General features: G+C 65.0%; 15 protein-coding genes. 5 read left to right on the forward strand and 10 right to left on the reverse strand.

The window, feature by feature from the left end; translation table 11 throughout:
* Positions 1–174: 174 nt before the first annotated feature.
* The 4 genes from F623_RS0106970 to leuC all read right to left on the reverse strand — a co-directional run bounded on the left by F623_RS0106970 (position 175) and on the right by leuC (position 4,513).
* Positions 175–1,200, reverse strand: coding sequence for an aspartate-semialdehyde dehydrogenase (locus tag F623_RS0106970; RefSeq protein ID WP_018861476.1), 1,026 nt, complete (start codon positions 1,198–1,200; stop codon positions 175–177).
* 46 nt (positions 1,201–1,246) lie between these two features.
* Complete coding sequence (gene leuB / locus F623_RS0106975; RefSeq protein WP_018861477.1) at positions 1,247–2,320, reverse strand: 3-isopropylmalate dehydrogenase; 1,074 nt, start codon at positions 2,318–2,320, stop codon at positions 1,247–1,249.
* Positions 2,321–2,446: 126 nt separating this feature from the next.
* Complete coding sequence (leuD, locus tag F623_RS0106980; RefSeq protein WP_018861478.1) at positions 2,447–3,097, reverse strand: 3-isopropylmalate dehydratase small subunit; 651 nt, start codon at positions 3,095–3,097, stop codon at positions 2,447–2,449.
* Positions 3,098–3,100: 3 nt separating this feature from the next.
* Positions 3,101–4,513 (reverse strand): 3-isopropylmalate dehydratase large subunit, encoded by a 1,413-nt coding sequence (leuC, locus tag F623_RS0106985; RefSeq protein ID WP_018868674.1) that lies wholly within the window; start codon positions 4,511–4,513, stop codon positions 3,101–3,103.
* A 282-nt stretch (positions 4,514–4,795) separates the two neighbouring features.
* Between leuC and F623_RS0106990 the strand changes: the two genes are divergently transcribed.
* Complete coding sequence (locus F623_RS0106990; protein WP_018868675.1) at positions 4,796–5,668, forward strand: LysR family transcriptional regulator; 873 nt, start codon at positions 4,796–4,798, stop codon at positions 5,666–5,668.
* Between the two features lie 25 nt (positions 5,669–5,693).
* On the opposite strand, the gene arsJ is transcribed toward F623_RS0106990, so the two are convergent.
* Positions 5,694–6,929 carry an organoarsenical effux MFS transporter ArsJ gene (arsJ, locus tag F623_RS0106995; RefSeq protein WP_018861481.1) on the reverse strand — a complete coding sequence of 412 codons (1,236 nt, stop codon included), beginning with the start codon at positions 6,927–6,929 and terminating at the stop codon, positions 5,694–5,696.
* Between the two features lie 123 nt (positions 6,930–7,052).
* Positions 7,053–7,529, reverse strand: a complete 477-nt coding sequence (locus F623_RS0107000) for a TspO/MBR family protein (protein ID WP_018861482.1) — start codon at positions 7,527–7,529, stop codon at positions 7,053–7,055.
* Positions 7,530–7,687: 158 nt separating this feature from the next.
* On the opposite strand from F623_RS0107000, the gene F623_RS0107005 reads away from it, so the two are divergent.
* Genes F623_RS0107005 through F623_RS0107015 form a run of 3 tightly spaced genes read left to right on the forward strand, consistent with a single transcriptional unit; the run spans position 7,688 to position 13,570 of the window.
* Positions 7,688–8,917 (forward strand): efflux RND transporter periplasmic adaptor subunit, encoded by a 1,230-nt coding sequence (locus F623_RS0107005; RefSeq protein ID WP_018868676.1) that lies wholly within the window; start codon positions 7,688–7,690, stop codon positions 8,915–8,917.
* Positions 8,914–11,988, forward strand: a complete 3,075-nt coding sequence (locus tag F623_RS0107010) for an efflux RND transporter permease subunit (protein ID WP_018868677.1) — start codon at positions 8,914–8,916, stop codon at positions 11,986–11,988. The genes F623_RS0107005 and F623_RS0107010 overlap by 4 nt, the downstream gene beginning before the upstream one ends.
* Positions 11,981–13,570: a TolC family protein gene (locus F623_RS0107015; protein WP_026278660.1), complete on the forward strand. Its 1,590-nt coding sequence runs from the start codon at positions 11,981–11,983 to the stop codon at positions 13,568–13,570. The genes F623_RS0107010 and F623_RS0107015 overlap by 8 nt, the downstream gene beginning before the upstream one ends.
* A 27-nt stretch (positions 13,571–13,597) precedes the next feature.
* Here F623_RS0107015 and F623_RS0107020 read toward each other — a convergent pair whose 3' ends face one another.
* From F623_RS0107020 to F623_RS0107035, 4 genes are read right to left on the reverse strand one after another with little or no spacing between them, the layout of a single operon-like run.
* On the reverse strand, positions 13,598–14,362 hold the full coding sequence (locus tag F623_RS0107020) for an ABC transporter permease (RefSeq protein WP_018861486.1): 765 nt from the start codon (positions 14,360–14,362) through the stop codon (positions 13,598–13,600).
* Positions 14,359–15,321 (reverse strand): daunorubicin resistance protein DrrA family ABC transporter ATP-binding protein, encoded by a 963-nt coding sequence (locus tag F623_RS0107025; RefSeq protein WP_018868678.1) that lies wholly within the window; start codon positions 15,319–15,321, stop codon positions 14,359–14,361. The genes F623_RS0107020 and F623_RS0107025 overlap by 4 nt, the downstream gene beginning before the upstream one ends.
* Before the next feature lie 45 nt (positions 15,322–15,366).
* A complete protein-coding gene (locus F623_RS0107030; protein WP_018861488.1) occupies positions 15,367–15,837 on the reverse strand; it encodes an aminoacyl-tRNA deacylase in 471 nt (156 codons plus the stop codon).
* 46 nt (positions 15,838–15,883) lie between these two features.
* Positions 15,884–17,026 carry a diguanylate cyclase gene (locus F623_RS0107035; RefSeq protein WP_018861489.1) on the reverse strand — a complete coding sequence of 381 codons (1,143 nt, stop codon included), beginning with the start codon at positions 17,024–17,026 and terminating at the stop codon, positions 15,884–15,886.
* Between the two features lie 615 nt (positions 17,027–17,641).
* On the opposite strand from F623_RS0107035, the gene F623_RS0107040 reads away from it, so the two are divergent.
* Positions 17,642–18,649 carry an LLM class flavin-dependent oxidoreductase gene (locus F623_RS0107040; protein WP_026279396.1) on the forward strand — a complete coding sequence of 336 codons (1,008 nt, stop codon included), beginning with the start codon at positions 17,642–17,644 and terminating at the stop codon, positions 18,647–18,649.
* Positions 18,650–18,701 lie beyond the last annotated feature (52 nt).

Genomic DNA, 18,701 nt, shown 5'->3' on the forward strand with positions numbered 1-18,701 from the left:
TCGATGATGCCGGTGCAACCAGCAGCAAGAGCAGTAGCCCGAGAAGTAACTTGCGCACGAATCCCCCCTGAATGTGCCGCGCGGCCTGTCATCGCCTGGGCCACCTTACTGCCCCAGCGCCCCCTGGCCGCGGTTTGCCGGGTATGAGTTTTCCCGGACTTTCACCGGATTAAATCACAGGTAATCCCGGATCAAAACCTCGGCAATCTGGATCGTGTTCAACGCGGCGCCCTTGCGCACGTTGTCGGAGACCACCCAGAGGTCCAGCCCGCGGGGATGCGAGATGTCCTCGCGGATGCGTCCGACGAACACCGCATCCTTGCCGGAACCCTCGGTCACGGCGGTCGGATAGCCCCCGTCCTCGTGCTTGTCCAGCACCGTGATTCCCGGCGCGGCAGACAGGATCTCGCGGGCCTTGTCCGCGCTGATCTTCTCGCGGGTCTCGATGTGCAGGGCCTCGGAATGGCCGTAGAACACCGGGATCCGCACGGCGGTCGGGTTCACCAGGATGGACTCGTCACCCATGATCTTCCGGGTCTCCCAGACCATCTTCATCTCTTCCTTGGTGTAGCCGTTGTCCTGGAAGACGTCGATGTGCGGCAGCGCGTTGAATGCGATCTGCTTGGGATAGACATTGCACTCGACCGGACGGCCGTTCAGCAGTGCCGCCGTCTGGTGCGCCAGTTCCTCGATTGCATCCTTGCCAGTGCCGGAGACGGCCTGGTACGTCGCGACGTTGATGCGCTCGATACCGACCGCGTCGTGTAGCGGCTTCAGCGCCACCAGCATCTGGATGGTGGAGCAGTTCGGGTTCGCGATGATCCCGTGGCGCGTGTAGTCACCCACCGCGTCCGGGTTGACCTCCGGCACCACCAGCGGGATCTCCGGGTCGTAGCGAAACTGCGAGGTGTTGTCGATCACCACGCAGCCGGCCGCGGCCGCCTTGGGCGCGTACTCGGCGGATACCGAGGCCCCCGGCGAGAACAGCCCGATCTGCACGGTGGAGAAATCGAAGGTGGCCAGATCCTCCACCTCCAGCTCGCGGCGGCCGAAGGCGACCGTCTTGCCGACCGAACGCGAACTGGCCAGCGCATGCACCCGCCCCAGCGGCAGGTCGCGCTCGGCCAGGATGGAGAGCAGGGTCTCGCCGACGGCGCCGGTTGCGCCCACCACGGCCACGTCAAACTTGCGGTCACTCATCGTTCATTCCCGGTTTAATTTTAGCCTTCAAGCTACTGATATTTAGTTAGTCATCCAGCGCGGCCACCAGGGCATCACCCATCCCCTGGGTACCCACCAGTGTCATGCCCTCGCCGAAGATGTCCGGCGTGCGCAAGCCCTGATCCAGCACCCGCCCCACGGCCTGCTCAATGCGTTCGGCCAGGTCATTCCGGTTCAGGCTGTGGCGCAGCAGCATCGCGACCGACAGCACGGTTGCCATCGGATTGGCCTTGCCCTGCCCGGCGATATCCGGCGCAGAGCCGTGGATCGGCTCGTACAGACCGACCCCCTCGCTGTTCAGCGAGGCCGAGGGCAGCATGCCGATGGAGCCGGTCAGCATGGCCGCGGCGTCGGACAGGATGTCGCCGAACATGTTGCCGGTCACCATCACGTCGAACTGCTTGGGATCACGCACCAGCTGCATGGCCGCGTTGTCCACATACATGTGAGACAGCTCGACCTCGGGGAATTCCTTCCCGACCCGCTCGACCACTTCGCGCCACAGCTCGGAGACCTCGAGAACGTTGGCCTTGTCCACCGAGCACAGGCGCTTGCCGCGCTTCATCGCGGCCTCGAAGCCCACCCGTGCGATGCGCTCGATCTCCGATTCGCTGTAGGCGGCGGTATTGAAGCCGTAGCGCTCGCCACCTCGCTCCTCGATTCCGCGCGGCTGACCGAAGTAGATCCCGCCGGTCAGCTCGCGCACGATCAGGATATCCAGCCCGCTGACGACCTCCGGTTTCAGCGTAGAGGCCGAGGCCAGCTGCGGATACAGGATCGCCGGTCGCAGATTCGCGAACAGGCCCAGGTCCGAACGGATGCCCAGCAGCCCGCGCTCGGGGCGCAGGTCACGCTCCAGCGATTCGTACTGCGGGCCGCCAACCGCACCCAGCAGGATCGCGTCGGCGCGGCGCGCTGCCCCGCGGGTAGCCTCCGGGTAGGGATGTCCGGCCGCATCATGCGCCGCGCCCCCGATCAGGCCCTGGTCAATCTCCAGATCGAGCCCGCCGATCTCGCCCACACGCTCCAGCACCTTCAGCGCCTCGGCCACGATCTCGGGCCCGATCCCGTCCCCGGGCAATACCAGAATTCGGCTCACAAACCTCTCCTAACCATCAGATCAATCCCATTTCTTTTCTACCTGTAGGAGGCCAGCCCTCTGGCCGATGGGGCGCCAGGACAGGCCCTATCGGCCAGAGGGCTGGCCTCCTACAAGGGGCACCATTCAGCCCTGCGAGTGTTCCGCCATCCACGGCCACTCGCGGCGCTGGCGCTCCTCGTAGGCGCGGATGTCATCGGCGTACTGCAGCGTCAGCGCGATATCGTCAAGGCCGTTCAGCAGGCGGTGGCGCCGGTCCTCGTCGAGCGTGAAACGAAACACCGTACCGTCCGGCGCCGTTACGGTCATCTCTTCCAGGTTCACCTCGACCTGCGCGCCCGGGTTCGCCTCAACCTGATCGAACAGCGCCTGTACCTCATCCTCGGCCAGCACCACCGGCAGCAGCCCGTTCTTGCAGCTGTTGGAGAAGAAGATGTCCGCGAACGACGGCGCGATCACCGCGCGAAAACCGAAGTCGGTCAGCGCCCACACCGCGTGTTCGCGCGAGGAGCCGCAGCCGAAGTTCTTGCGGGCCAGCAGGATGCTTGCCTGGTCGAACGGCGCCTGGTTGAGCACGAAATCCGGGTTGATCCGGCGCTGCGAGCTGTCCATGCCGGGCTCGCCCGGGTCGAGGTAGCGCCAGTCGTCGAAGGCGTTGGGCCCGAAGCCCGTGCGCTTGACCGACTTCAGGTACTGCTTCGGGATGATCGCGTCGGTGTCGACATTGGAGCGATCCAGCGGCGCGACAATCCCCTTGTGAACGGTAAAGGCCTGCATCGCTTACGCCTCCTTCAGTGCCGACGGTTCGATGAAGTGCCCGGCCACGGCGGCCGCGGCGGCCAGCGCCGGGCTGACCAGGTGGGTACGCCCGCCCTGCCCCTGACGGCCCTCGAAGTTGCGGTTCGAGGTCGAGGCGCAGCGCTCACCCGGCTCCAGCCGGTCTGCGTTCATCGCCAGGCACATGGAACACCCCGGCTCGCGCCACTCGAAGCCGGCGTCCAGGAAGATCCGGTCTAGCCCCTCCTGTTCCGCCTGCTGTTTCACCAGCCCGGAGCCCGGCACCACCATTGCCAGCTTGATGTTGTCGGCCTTCCTGCGGCCCTTGACCACCTCGGCAGCCGCACGCAGGTCCTCGATCCGCGAGTTCGTGCAGGAGCCGATGAACACCTTGTCCGGACGGATCTCCGCCATCAACGTGTTCGGTTGCAGGTCCATGTACTCCAGCGCACGCTTCATACCCTCGGCGCGCACCGGATCGGACTCGGCCGCCGGGTCCGGCACACGGCCGTTGATCGGCGCGACCATCTCCGGCGAGGTGCCCCAGCTCACCTGCGGGGCGATCTCGGCGGCATCCATCTCCACCACCGCGTCGAACTCGGCATCGGGGTCGGAGACCAGCGTGCGCCAGTAGGCGGCGGCCTGCTCGAACCGTTCGCCGGACGGCGCCTGCGGCTTGCCACGCACGTACTCGATCGTCTTCTCGTCCACCGCGACCATGCCCGCGCGGGCCCCGGCCTCGATGGACATGTTGCAGATGCTCATGCGGCCCTCGATCGACAGGCTGCGGATCGCCGATCCGGCGAACTCGATCGCATAGCCGGTGCCGCCGGCGGTGCCAATGCGGCCGATGATCGCCAGCACCACATCCTTGGCGGTCACGCCCGGGCGCAGCTCGCCCTCCACGCGGATCTGCATGGCCTTGGTCTTCTTCTGCCACAGGCACTGCGTGGCCAGCACATGCTCGACCTCGGAGGTGCCGATGCCGAAGGCCAGCGCGCCCAGCGCGCCGTGGGTGGAGGTATGCGAGTCGCCACAGACGACCGTCATGCCCGGCAGGGTCGCGCCCTGCTCGGGACCGATCACATGCACGATGCCCTGGCGCACATCGGCCATCGGGAAGAACTTCAGCCCCAGGCCCGTGACGTTGCTCTCCAACGTCTCCACCTGAGTGCGCGAGACCGGATCCTCAATCCCGCGGTCGCGATTGGCGGTGGGCACATTGTGGTCCGGTACCGCCAGTACGGAATCCCCGCGCCAGGGCTTGCGCCCGGCCAGACGCAGACCCTCGAAGGCCTGCGGGCTGGTCACCTCATGCACCAGGTGGCGGTCGATGTAGAGCAGCGTCGAACCATCCGGCTCTTCGCGCACCACATGGGCCTCCCACAGCTTGTCGTACAGTGTCTTGCCTGCCATTACCTGCTCCCGCGGCCACGCCGCGATGTTCCAGCCATGTTTTCGGTGAGCGGCCGCCAAAGCCCCCTGTAGGAGGCCAGCCCTCTGGCCGATTCGACGCCGGTGCAAATCGGCCAGAGGGCTGGCCTCCTACAGACGGGCGGCACCACCGCATTGCCAGTCTGCGGCCGCCCCTCTATTCTTTCAAATCCGATTTATTATCTTTACCATTCCATATGGTTATGGATTGGCGATCCGGCACCGCATCAGTCAGCCGGTCATTATCCCACGGAGGCGGCGGAAATGCGCCCGGAACAGCTCAGCATCGAGTCCCTGCAGGCCTTCGTGGCAGTGGTCGATACCGGCGCCTTCTCCGCCGCGGCCGAGCGTCTGCACCTGACCCAGCCGGCGATCAGCAAACGCATCCAGTCGCTGGAGGCAACGCTGCAACGTCCCCTGTTCGAGCGCCAGGGGCGCCGCGTGCGGCCCACCGAGGTCGCCGAACGCCTGCTACCCGAAGCACGCGAGATCCTGGCCCGCCTGCACGCGATCGAGCAGCAGGTGGCGGACCTCGACCAGGTCGTTCGTGGCCGCATCCGCCTGGCCACCTCGCACCACATCGCCCTGCACCGCCTGCCCGCTCCCCTGGCTCGCCTGCGCACCCGTTACCCCGAGCTGGAGCTGGAACTCGCATTCATGGATTCCGAAGCCGGCATCGAAGCGGTAATGCACGGCGACGCCGATCTGGCGCTGGCCACCCTGCCAGACGACCTGCCAAAAGACTCGGAGGCCCAGCCCGTCTGGACCGACGAATTGGTCCCGATGGTTGCCCGCGACCGTGCGAAGGATGCCCCGCAGCACACCCTGCAGCGCCTTCATGACTGGCCGGCGATCCTGCCGCCGGTGGACTCCACCACCCGCCGCCAGATCGACCGGGCGCTGGCCGCACAGGGCCTGCACCCCGCCGCCGCCCAGGAGAGCCCGTACCTGGAGGTCATCCGCATGATGATCGCGGCCGGCCTCGGCATCGGCTTCCTCCCCCGCACCATGGCCACCGACGACCTGGCCATCCTCGAATGGTCCGCCCCACCCATCACCCGCCAGCTCGGCTGGGTCCGTCATGCGCACCGCTACCGCTCGCGAACCCTTGAGGCGGTCATCGAGGAATTGCAGTAATCGGAACCCTGCGAGGGCCGCCTTCTCAGACCCGAGCAGGTTCCCGAGGAAGGAGGGAGGAGATCATCCAGGTGGCGAAGATGAACAGGGTGGAGGCGACCAACGCGCCCTCCAGGCCCCAGACCATGAAGATGGCCCCGGAGGCGACGGTGCCGACCAGACGCCCACCGGCATTGGCCATGTAGTAGAAGCCGACCTTCATCGCGACCCGGTCGGTCTCTGCGTAGTCGAGGATCAGGAACGAGTGCACGGCGGAGTTGATCGCAAACACCACACCGAACACGCCCAGGCCGACCATCAGGACCCAGGCCGGATCCAGGCCCGTCTCCAGGCCGATCACGATGCCGATGGGCAGCAGCATCAGGATGAAGGCCCACAACCGCGCGGTGAGACCGGTCGGGTGCAGCCCGCCCCGGCCCAGCAGACGGGGCACAGAGGCCTGTACGATGCCGTAGCCAATCACCCACAACGCCAGAAACGCCCCCACCTGCATGTGGTTCCAGTGCAGTGTCGCGCTCAGGAACACCGGCAGGGCCACCACGAACCAGACATCGCGCGCGCCGAACAGGAAGAACCGCGCGGCCGAGAGCACGTTGATCGCAGCGGAGTTGGAGAACATCTGGGTGAATGTCGGCTTGCCGCCGACCCGGCCCAGCCCGCGCGGCAGGCCGACGATGGAGAGCAGCATCACCATAGCCAGCATCCCGGCCAGGATCACCAGCGCCATCTGGAACCCGACCGAGTACAGCAGCGCACCGCCGACAAAGAAGCCCACCCCCTTCAGCGCGTTCTTCGAGCCGGTGAGCACCGCGACCCAGCGAAACAGCCGCCCCTCCCCGTCGCCGGCGACCAGCTTCACGCCGGACTTGGCACTCATCTTGTTCAGGTCCTTGGCGATGCCCGACAGGGCCTGCGCGAACATCACGTAGGCCACGCCCAGCCAGGCCTCCGGCACCGTGAGCATCAGCAGCGCGGCGACCTGCAGCAAGGTCCCGGCGATCATCGTCGTGTTCACCCCCAGCCGCGCGGCCAGCCAGCCCCCAGTCAGGTTGGTGATCACTCCGAACAGTTCGTAGAACAGGAATAGAAGCGCGATCTCGAGCGGGCTGTACCCCAGTTGGTGGAAGAACAGGACGACCAGCATGCGGATCGCGCCGTCGGTGACGGTAAAAGCCCAGTAGTTTGCGGTGATGCGCGCATAAGCACCCAGCCCCAGTGTAGGCGGGCTGCCCGGGTCTGGCTGTCCTGGTACGCTGCTCATCCTGCTCTCGGACACCTCGTCACCATCCGCCGATAGTGCTGATCCCTCGCTGCCGAACCACACCTCCAAGGCATGGGCCTGCGAAAGCGCGCGTCAGGCTACCGGATTCATGTGACGCTCGCGTTAATTGAGGACGACGATCGCCGCATTCAGGTAGATCGCAAAGCCCACCCACAGCAGATACGGCACCAGCAACGCGCTCGCGATCCGGTCGTGGCGCCAGAAAGCGATCAGGGTCCCCAGAATCAGCGGCCACAGGATCAAGATCTCGATCAATGCCAGATCGGGCCGCTGCATGCCGAAGAACAGTACGGACCAGCCCAGGTTCAGCACCAGCTGGGCGAGAAAGAGCCCCATCGCGACCGGCGCCCCCGCGACGCCCACGCGACGCCATACGCGCCAGGCGGCCACGGCCATCAGCGCAAACAGGACGGTCCAGACCGGGCCGAATACGGCATCCGGTGGATTCAGCTCGGGCCGCTCCAGCGTCCGGTACCAGTCCTGTACTGACAGGCTGGTGGCATACCCGCCCGCGGAAGCGACCAGGAACACCAGGCCCACCCAGCCCACCAGTCCGACCCCATCCCTTGTATTGATCATCGACCCTCCTCACGCGCCTCGCGCACCGTTGCTATTGGACGTCCACCCGAGGGGTTTGAACCGAAATAAGCAAAATGAACGAGGTTCATGCGCGATTCAGCGGCTTGCGGCACACTCGCAGCATATCGTGATCCCGTTCACCAATTTCGAGCCCCCGCATGCCCAAGGCCTCCACTGCAATCACGCTGGTCCTGTTTCTCCTGGCGGGCGGCGTACTGGCCTGGCTTGTATGGGGCGTCGATGACGAACAGGCCACCTCCGCGCGCCCTGGCACCGGTGAAACGCGGCCCGTGGCCGTCGCCGTGGCTACCGTCCAGCAGCGGGATCTGGTGGAACGCCGCCGTTTCACCGGCAGCATCGAGGGTGCCGATCGTATCGCGGTCACGCCGCGAGTCGGCGGACGGGTGGCCGAGGTCTTCGTGAACCTTGGTGATCGAGTGGAACCGGGCGACCCTCTGCTGCAACTGGACACCGAGGAGTTCGAACAGGATGTTACCCAGGCCGAGGCCGAACTCGAGGTGGCCGAGGCCAGCCTGGCCGAGGCGGTGGCGAGTCGCAACGCCGCCCAACGCGATCTGCAGCGCACCCGCGAACTGCGTGACCAGGGGATCGCCTCGCGCTCGGAGCTCGAGGCCGCCGAAACCGAGCTGGCCCTGGCCCAGACCCGGGTGGCCCTGGCCGAGTCGCAGATTCGGCAGCGGCGCTCCGCTCTTCGTACCCGAGAGATACAGCTCGGTTATACCCGCATCGACGCCGATGCCGGGAGTACCACCCGCTGGGTAGCCGAGCGGCTGGTCGATCCCGGCTCGGTGATCAGCGCGAACGAACCTGCCCTAGCACTCGTCAACCTGCAACCGGTGCGCGCCATCCTGGCGGTTACCGAGGCCGATTACGCGCGGATCTCGCGCGGCCAGGACGCCACCGTGCGCACGTCCGCACACCCCAACGAGGTATTCGAGGGCACGATCACGCGAATCTCCCCGGAGTTTCGTCCGGGCTCGCGCCAGGCACGGATCGAGGTGGAAGTCGCCAACGAAGACGGACGCCTCCGTCCCGGCATGTTCGTCGAAACCGCGATCACCCTCGGGCAACGGTCGGAGACGCTGGCCGTACCCCGGGATGCCATCATCCAGCGCGAGGCCGGTCCCACGCTGTTCAGCGTTGACCGCAGTGGCGACCGCCCCGAGGCGCGCCGGCACATGGCGATCACCGGCGTGCGTGACGGCGACTGGATCGAGCTGCTGGAACCTGAACTGCCCGAGGGCACCGAGGTAGTGGTGTTGGGGCAGCACCTGCTCGCCGACGGCACCCCAGTGCGCCTGACCGACCCGCGCAGCGTGCCGGGCACAGACTTCGCCCCGGGCATCTCGGAGACCGAAGAGCCGTGAATCCGGCTCGCCTCACTGTCCACCGCCCCGTGCTGACCAGCATGGTCGCCCTGATCGTGGTGATCCTGGGCCTGACCGCACTGACCCGCCTGCCGGTCGACCTCCTGCCTGACATCACCTACCCGGTGGTCACGGTGATGACCTCCTACCCCAATGCCGGGGCCGAGGAGGTCGAGCAACTGGTCACGCGCCCGGTGGAACAGGCGGCGGCCGCGATTACCGGGGCCCAGGAGATCCGTTCCACATCGGCCGAAGGCAACAGCAACGTACGCGTCAACTTTGCCTGGGGCACGGACATCCGCCAGGCCGTCGACGATCTGCGTGATCGTCTGGCGCGTATCGAAGGCCGATTGCCTGAAGGGGCCGATCGTCCACTGGTGCGCCAGTTCGACACGCAGGACTCGCCCATCATGCGCCTGGGCGTGGGCTCGCAGCTCGACGCCATCCACCTGCGCACGCTGATCGACAACCGCATTGCCCCACGCCTGGAGCGCATCCCCGGCGTGGCCGCGGTGGACACATTTGGCGGACTGGAACGCGAGGTGCGCGTGGAGGTCGATCCGGACCGCATTCAGGCGATCGATCTGGGGCTGGATGAACTGCGCAACCGAATCCGCGATGCCAACGTGATCACCCCCGGCGGCCCCATCATGGACGGTCGCCGCGAATACCGGCTGCGGACACCTGCCGAGTTCCGCTCCGTGAGCGAGATTCGCGACACCGTGGTTCAGCGCAGCGACGATGGCGTCACTTACCTGCACCAGGTCGCCGAGATTCGTGACACGCACCAACGGGTAACACGCCGTTTTCGGGTCAATCACGAAGAAGGCGTCCAGTTGGCCGTGCGCAAACTGGCGGATGCCAATACGGTCGAAGTCTCGGAGGCGGTCCACGCCGAACTGATCCGCCTCAACCGCGATTTCCCCCAGATTGACATCCGCGCCGTCACGGACGAGGCGGGATTCATCCGCAGCTCCATCACCAACGTCGGCCAGGCGATCCTGTACGGTAGCGCGCTGGCCGTACTGGTATTGCTCGTCTTTCTGCGCAACATCCGCTACACGCTGGTCGCCGCCACCGCGATCCCACTCGCGGTCATCTCGACGTTCGGACTGGTCTACTTCGGCGGCCATTCGCTCAACCTGATGACCATGGGCGGCATCGCGCTGGGCGTGGGTCTGATGGTCGACAACGCGATCGTGGTGATCGAGAGCATCGCCCGAAGGCGAGAGGAGCATACGGAGCAAAGCGCCACTGAGGCCGCCATCAGCGGTACCGGCCGCGTGGCCCCCGCGATCATCGCCAGCACACTGACCACCGTGGCCATCTTCCTCCCGCTGTTCTTCGCCCAGGAGCTGGCCGGGCAATTGTTCAAACCACTCGCCGCCGTGGTGGCCTTCGCTCTGGCCGCCTCGCTGATTGTGGCCCTGACGGTGGTGCCGATGCTGATGGCCCGTGCCCCGATGCCGAAGCGCGACACGAGCGCCCTTGCCCGTATGGAGCGGCGTTATCAGGGGCTGCTGCGCGGCACCCTGGCCCATCCCTGGATGGTAATCGGGATCAGTGCCTTGCTCCTGGTCGTGACGCTGGCCGGTCTGCGCGGCGTCGGCACCGAGTTTCTGCCGGCCACCGACGAGGGCGAACTGCGCGTGAATGTCTCCATGGAGCCCGGGACCCCACTCAACGAACTGTACTCCACCATGGCGGGCCTGGAAGAAATCATTCGCGACGAGGTACCCGAGCTCGAGAACCTCGTCTCCAGTTCCGGCGCATCCGCCTTTCGGGCTTCCTCCCCCGCCTCTGGAAACATGCGTGTCATGGTTGGCTCGCGCGACAGCCGCAGCCGTTCCTCCGAGGAGATTGCCGCTGCCCTGCGCGAAGCCCTGGGCAACCCACCCGGGACCGAGATCCGGGTTCGTGCTTCCAGCGGCATCTTTTTCCGCGGTTTCGGCCGAGGTGATGACGAGGAGCGCTTGTCGGTGGAGGTGCGCGGCTTCGAGCTGTCGACCATGAATGCCGTGTTGCAGCGCTTCGAGGAGGCACTGGCCGATGTCCCCGGTATCACCGACACGCGCGTGGGAACCGATGGCGGACAGCCCGAGTTCGCCACCCGTATCCACCGCGACCGCGCGGCGGACCTCGGCGTGGATGTTCGTACCATCGCCCAGACGCTGGAAACCGCGCTGGGGGGCTCCAGCGCCGGGGAGCTGCGTGCCGGTGGCGACGAAACCCGCATCTGGGTGCAGTTGCGCGACGCCGACCAGAGCTCGCTGGACGACCTGCTGAACCTGACCGTGCGCAGCGAGGAAGGCGAACGGGTCGCCTTGCGCAGTCTTATTTCCTTCGACACCGAGATCGGCCCGGACAGCATCGAGCGGCGCGAGCAGGCCCGCGTGCGCACGCTGTTCATCAATTTGGGAGATCGCTCACTGGGCGAGGTCGCCGCATCGGTCCGCGAGGCGCTGGCGGAAATCCCGCTGCCCGAGGAGATCGACTACTCCGTCACCGGCGATATCGAAGAACAGGAAGCGGCATTCTCGGAATTGCTCCTGGGTACGATGCTCGCGACACTGCTCGTGTACATGGTGATGGCCAGCCTTTACGAATCGCTGCGCGATCCCCTGATCGTGATGTTCTCGATCCCGCTGGCGATCATCGGGGTCACCGGCGCGCTGATCGTCACCGACACCACGCTCAATGTGCAATCACTGATCGGGATCCTGCTACTGGTTGGTATCGTCGTGAACAACGCGATCCTGCTGGTGGACCGCATGGCCCGTCGGCACCGCGACGACGGCATGGACCTGCACGAGGCGGTCGTGGCCGCCGCGGGCGAGCGGCTAAGGCCTATCCTGATGACCACGCTCACCACGATACTGGCCCTCTCGCCGCTGGCCATTGGCATGGGCGATGGCGGCGAGGCGCAGGCCCCAATGGCGCGGGTGGTGATCGGCGGACTGCTGTCGTCTACCCTGATTACCCTGTTGCTGATCCCGACGCTGTACCTGCTGTTCCACCGTCGTGGCGAACGCCCACAACCCGTCTACCGAGTCGGAACCGAAGATGCCTAGGTTTCTCCGCGCCGCCGTGCCGCTACTGGCCTTGCTGGCCCTGATCGTTTCTTCTGCCAGCGCTGAGGAAGACGAATCCTCCGGCAACGGGCTGCGCCTGTCCCTGCCGGCCGAGCAGTTGATGGCGATCGACCCGTTTGCCCGCGAACCCGTCGGCGAGGAAACGCTATCCCTCGAGGAGGCCGTGGCCCGGGCGCTGGAAGGCAACCGCGGCCTGCGCGCCGAACGTCTGCAGACCGCGATCGCGGGCACCTTCGAGGCACAGGAGCGAGCCGTGTTCGACCCCGAGCTGTTCGCCGAGATCGAGGTCAGCCGTGACCAGAGCGTGCGCCTGCTGGAGGAGGCCGAAGAAGATACCGACGAGGTCACCTCCACCCGGCGTTTCGGCGAGGCGGGCATCCGCCAGCAGCTCCCGACGGGTACGGACTTGAGCCTGTCCGTGCGCAGCCAGCGCGCCAGCAGTTCACGCGTCGACCAGACTCAGTTCTCCTCGCGCGCAGGCCTGACGCTGACACAAGCCCTTCTGCGCGGGGGCCGGATCGAGTCGAACCTCGTACGCCTGCAGCAGGCCGGGCTGGACGTCGAGGCCACGGAGTACGAGGTAAGGGCCTTCGTCGAACAGCTGATCACCGACGTCGAGACCGCCTACTGGGACCTGGTTCTGGCGGGCGAGCAGATCGAGATCTTCGAGGAGGCCCTGGCGGTGGCCAGCCAGCAGCTGGACGAAACGCAGCGACGCATCGATGCCGGCGACCGGCCGGAAACCGAGGCCGTGTCCGCACGCGCCGAGGTGGCCCTGCGCCGACAGGGGCTGATCGACGCCCGCAGCGAGCGCGCCCGCGCGCAAGACACCCTGGCGCGCCTGATCCAGGGCGACGGGGGCCTTTGGGACACGCGCCTGCTAACCAGCTCCGAACCAGCCCTGGACCGGTACGAGATCGAGCCACTCGACAACTACGTAGCACTGGCCCGCGACCATCGCGCCGACCTGAACGAGACCCGGTTGCGGGTACAGCGCGACGAGCTCGAAGTGATCCGCACTCGCAACGGGCTCCTGCCCCGGCTGGATTTCTTTGTCACGCTGGGACAGTCGGGTTATGCGGACAGCTTCGGCCGCACCTTCCGCGACGCCCAGGGCGACGGCTACGACCTCGCGGCCGGACTGCGCTTCGAGATGCCAATCGGCAACCGCGCCGCGGAGGCCGAACACACACGCGCGCGCCTCACCAGACAGCAGATCATCGAAACGCTAGCCAATCTGGAACAACTGGCAATCGAGGACGTGCGTTCGGTCTGGTTCGACGCCGCCCGCGTGCGCGAACAGATTCGCGCTCAGGAAGAGACCATCGAACTGCAGGAGGAGCTCCTGCGCGTGGAACAGACCCGCTATCGCGTCGGTGCCGGGACGGCGCTGGCCGTGGCCCAGGCTCAACGTGACCTGCTGGAGAGCCGCCTGCGCCTGACCGAGACGGTTGTGCGCTTTCGCCAGCTGAGCACTGAACTGCTGAACGCAAGCGGTACGCTGTTGCTACACCGCGGGATCGATGCGCCAGGCTCCGAACGCGTGGACCTGCGCATGTAATCCCGGAGGAGCCCTTCTCCTGAGCCTCTATCCCCGGGCCAGACGCCGATTCAGGGCCCAGACCGATAGCGGTGCAAAAATCACCGCAATCGCAGCAGCCCAGACGAGGGTCCACAAAACAGGCTCCAGCGCGTGACCCCCACTCAACAGGGCGCGCGAGGCATCCGCAAGCAGCGAGACGGGGTTGGCTTGCACGAAGGGCTGCAGCACGGCGGGCATCGTCTCTAGTGGCACGAAAGCGGTGGAGACGAACGTCACCGGGAACAACGCTGTAAAGCCGAACAGTTGTACATGTTCAGGATCGCGCGACAGTACGCCGACCAGCACCATGATCCACGATGCGGCCGAAGCGAAGACCAGTACCAGCGCCACCATCCCCAATACCTCCCAGGGGGAGGTCTCGATCCGGAAGCCCAGCAACACCCCCACGATCAGCAACAGCGCGATACAAAGCGCCTGTTTCAGCAGGTCGGCCAGAATCCTCCCGGCCAGGGGCGCCCAGCGCGGAATGGGCAGGGCGCGAAAGCGGTCGAACACGCCGCGCGTGAGATCCGTATTCAGACCGTGCCCGACATACACGGTGACGAACAACATGTTCATCGCGATCACGCCCGGCAGCACGAACGGCAGGTAGGCTTCGGTCGAGCCCGCCACCGCGCCGCCGAACACGAACAGGAACAGCACCAGAAACAGGATCGGCTGGATGGAGTAATCCCCCAGCTCCCAGGGATTGCGACGCACCTGCACGAGACTGCGCCAGGCCAGCGCCAGCGTCTGGTCCAGTGCCTTCATACGCCCTCCTCTGCCATCTCGGACGTGGCCTCGGCCGCATGCCCAGTCAGCGCCAGAAAGACATCGTCCAGGCTCGCGGTGCGCAGACCGAGTTCGACCGCCTCGATCCCCACCTGATCCAGGGCCCTCAGCACCCTCGGTACCACGGCACTGCTCGTCACGGCGACGTTCAGGGTGTTGTCCCGCGTCTGCGGGCGCTCACCGACGATACGTGCGATCTCCTTGGCCGCTTCATCGACCCGGGCCGAGTCCGCCACCACCACGAACAGCGAGCGGCCACCCACGCGCTCCTTCAATTCCGCCGAGGTTCCCTCGGCAATGATCCGCCCGCGATCCAGCACCACGATCCGATCTGCCAGGGCGTCCGCTTCATCCAGATACTGGGTCGTCAGCAACACGGTGGTGCCCTGCTCCCGCAGTTCCCCCACCAGGCGCCACAGAGCGCGGCGCGCCCGCGGGTCCAGCCCCGTGGTCGGCTCGTCGAGAAAGAGAATGGCGGGATTCCCGACCAGACTGGCCGCTAAATCCAGTCGGCGGCGCATCCCCCCGGAATAGGTCTGTACCGGCCGCTTCGCAGCATCCTGTAGATGAAACTGCCCCAACAACTCGTCCGCACGGCGGCGCGCGTGGCGACGCCCAAGACCCAGCAGCCGCGCGATCAGCAACAGGTTCTCGCGCCCGGTAAGCTTCTCGTCTACCGATGCATACTGTCCGGTCAGCCCGATAATCTCTCGCACCCGTTCCGCATCGCGCACGACATCAAAGCCGCCGACCTCGGCCATGCCCGCATCCGGGGCAATCAGGGTGGAGAGCATGCGCACGATGGTGGTCTTGCCGGCTCCGTTGGGCCCCAGGAGCCCCAGTATGCTTCCGGGCGGGACTTCCAGATCGATGCCATCAACGGCGCGGATGCCGTTGTAACTGCGCACCAGTCCCTGCAGGCGAATTGCGATTTCCATCGCCGTAGCATTCACTGCACCAAGCAATGGCGCAACAGCTACACGTTATAAATGGCGACTGAAGAGTCCCTGCCGACTTGGCCTTAACAACTCCCGCCAGGTAACCGCCGGCAGCTTGATCAGAGTTTCGTGATCGCCACCCTCCAGGTAGACATCCCCTTCGGTTGGCACGTGTTCATCGACGATGCTCTCCAGCCCATAGGGCGCTCCCAGTGCGGGGATCGCCCCACGGGCACAGTCTGCAAAGGTTTCGACGACCTCTTGTTCGGTCGCCAGCCCGACATGCTCCCCGATCAGGTGATGTAGCTGCCCAAGATGCAAGCGCCGCGACGCGGGCAGAATGGCCAGCATGTAGTGGCCCGCATCCTCGACCAGTACGCCCTTCGCCAGACGGTCACCCGGCACATGGGCGGCCTCCGCCGTGCGCGTCGCGGTGCTTGAATACGGGTGTTGGACTCTCGCATAGACAATGCCCTGATCAGCGAGATACTGGCTAAGACGCCTCGCGACACTCATCCGAAAATCCTCCTGCGCTTCCCACCTGGACTATAGACGCAGAGGATTACACTGGGATGATATTCGGGGGCTTCGCGGCCAGATTTGACGGGACAACCGCCGACCCCGAAGGCGGCGTGTCATCATCAGAGTGCAAGGGCATTTCATCCGCTTCGGCGACCTGAAGATGATTGCGACCGTCGTTTTTCGCGCGGTACAGGCTTTGATCGGCGTCCGCCAATGCCCGCTCAAAGGCGCCAGCAGACTCCAGGCTTGCCAGGCCGGCACTAAACGTCAAGCGCAGTCCGTTATCGCCAATGGGCAGGGTGGTCCTCGCGAAGTCCATCCGGATGTCGTCGACGATCGCCAACGCCTCGGCACACTGCGCATCCGTAATGACCAGGACGAACTCTTCTCCACCCCAGCGGCACACGATGTCCTGTGCCCTGACGCTGGAACGCAGGTGCCTGGCAAAAGCCGAAATCGCCCGATCACCGGCATCATGCCCGTGTGTGTCGTTCACCGCCTTGAAGTGATCCAAGTCCAGGATCGCAAGGGATGCCGGAAAGCGTGGCGGCGGCAGAGCGGCAAGAGCACCTTCCAGACCTCGACGATTCAATAGCTTGGTCAATGCGTCGTGGCGAGCATCCACGCAAACCTGTTCATGTATATCCACCGTCGCCGAATACGATCGCAAACGAATCCATTCGGACACTATTGCCAGCAGCATAAGGGCCGCGAGCGCCACCAGGATGAGTACCTTTTCAACAAAGCTGTACGGATAAACCCAATGCTGGGACACCGAGCCAAAAAGCCCCATGGCCACGGCCACCAGAAAAAGCCCGCAAATGGACATCGTCACCCGGATATTCGTGAACCCGGCCATCACCATGATGATCACGATGGCAAACGCGAAGTAGGCCCCGGTTCCTTCGACGCCGCCATGCATGATCAGGAAACTTGCGAGCAGAAAAGCCAATGCCGACAACAGAAAGCTGACGTTACGGAAATCACCGGTAAGCCTGCTGTAAAGCATCAACGACAGACACAGCACCGCGGTGGTCAAGAGCACGGTTGCCAGAACCGCTCGCCCGGTCGACATGGCCAGGACTCCAAATGCAACCAGCAGCACTGATCCCAGAGTGGCAAATATCGACACGAGCAGAACGCGATGTTCGGCCTCAATTTCTTCCGGTGCCCTTACGGTCATCCGCTCTCCTCAAACACGTTGATTCGCACTCTGGTCATGGCTCGAGAGTGGCACTTTTTGTCTACGCAATACCCTTCACAAATGCCGCTCCGGGAGCCTTAACAGCACAGAACATGCTGCTACCTCCATTAACTTACGTTAATACCAATTCATTACACTTGAACTTAACCCAAGTTAATGCGAACCCACTACATTACCAACGGATGAATCTACACGAATCGTCAACGATTTTTCTCTTCGCACCACCACTTTTTGTGACGCGGAACCGAAAATCGAGACTGACTCAGAACCAACACTGCAGGTCCAGGCTGATCTTTCCCGACAACCCCGGACGACTGGATTCAGCATAATCACATTCGGTTGGCATAGCGCCCCTGACCGCCAACAACTGCAGGATACGGGCCGCAAAAATGACGCTCCCTTTTTATGCTAAGTATATATATTTTCTGAGAATTGCCTGTTCAGGCTAACCAGACGCGCCAATCGCCAGGGCCACCACGTTTGCCGCACTACCACGGCATCGTGCACTCGAATGTTGATTAGTCAGGGAATATGGATTGACCTTTCGGAGCGAATCATTCGAAGGAGGCCCAAGGCGCGAGATACAATGATCGGATGACTACATTTTCCATACTTGACCTCGCCCCGATCACGGTCGGTTCAGATGCTCGTGAGGCACTGCACAGAACGCTGGACCTCGCGAGACTCGCCGATAAATTGGGATTCACGCGGTACTGGCTCGCCGAACACCACAACATGCCGGGGATCGCCAGTGCGGCGACCGCAGTGCTCATCGGCCAGGTCGCGGCTGCTACGACGCGCATCCGCGTGGGCGCTGGCGGCATCATGCTGCCCAACCATGCGCCGCTGATCGTGGCCGAGCAGTTCGGCACCCTGAATGCCCTCTTTCCCAGTCGGATCGATCTGGGACTGGGCCGCGCACCGGGCACGGACCCCGCCACGGCCCGTGCCCTGCGTCGCAGCACGCAGAGCGACCCTGAGCAGTTCCCGCGGGATGTGGTGGAACTGCAGGGCTACCTGGCCGACCCCGCTCCGGACCAGGCCATTCGGGCGATACCGGGCGCCGGTTCTCATGTTCCTGTCTGGATCCTCGGCTCCAGCCTGTTCGGGGCCCAGCTTGCGGCGCACCTGGGACTGCCCTATGCCTTTGCCTCCCATTTCGCGCCGGGACAGCTGCACGACGCGATCGCGATCTACCGCCGCGAATTCCGGCCGTCCCCGGACCTGGATGCGCCCTGGGTGATGGCCGGGTACAACGTTTATGTGGCCGACACCGATATCGATGCACAGACGCTGGCCAGTTCCATGGAGCAGGCTTTCATCAGCCTGCGGCGCGGCCGACCAGAACCGATCCAGCCTCCGATCCCGCACTACCGCGAACAACTCGACCGCGCCGAACGGGCGATTGTCGAGCAGACCATGGCCTGCTCCGCGATCGGGGCACCCCACACCATCGAGCGGGAAATGCGCCGCTTCCTCGAGGCCACGCAGGTCGACGAGCTGATCCTGACCACCACGACCTTCGATCACGACGCCCGCTGCCGCTCCCTGGAGCTCACCGCCCAGGTCTGCGACCGCCTCTCTCCCTCCCGAGGCCCGTAGTTCTCGAACGGGCTTGGCAAAGGGCGCCCGGCACAGGATCATTCGCCCTTTC

It is taken from the genome of Thioalkalivibrio sp. ALD1, assembly GCF_000381245.1.
GTDB lineage: Bacteria > Pseudomonadota > Gammaproteobacteria > Ectothiorhodospirales > Ectothiorhodospiraceae > Thioalkalivibrio.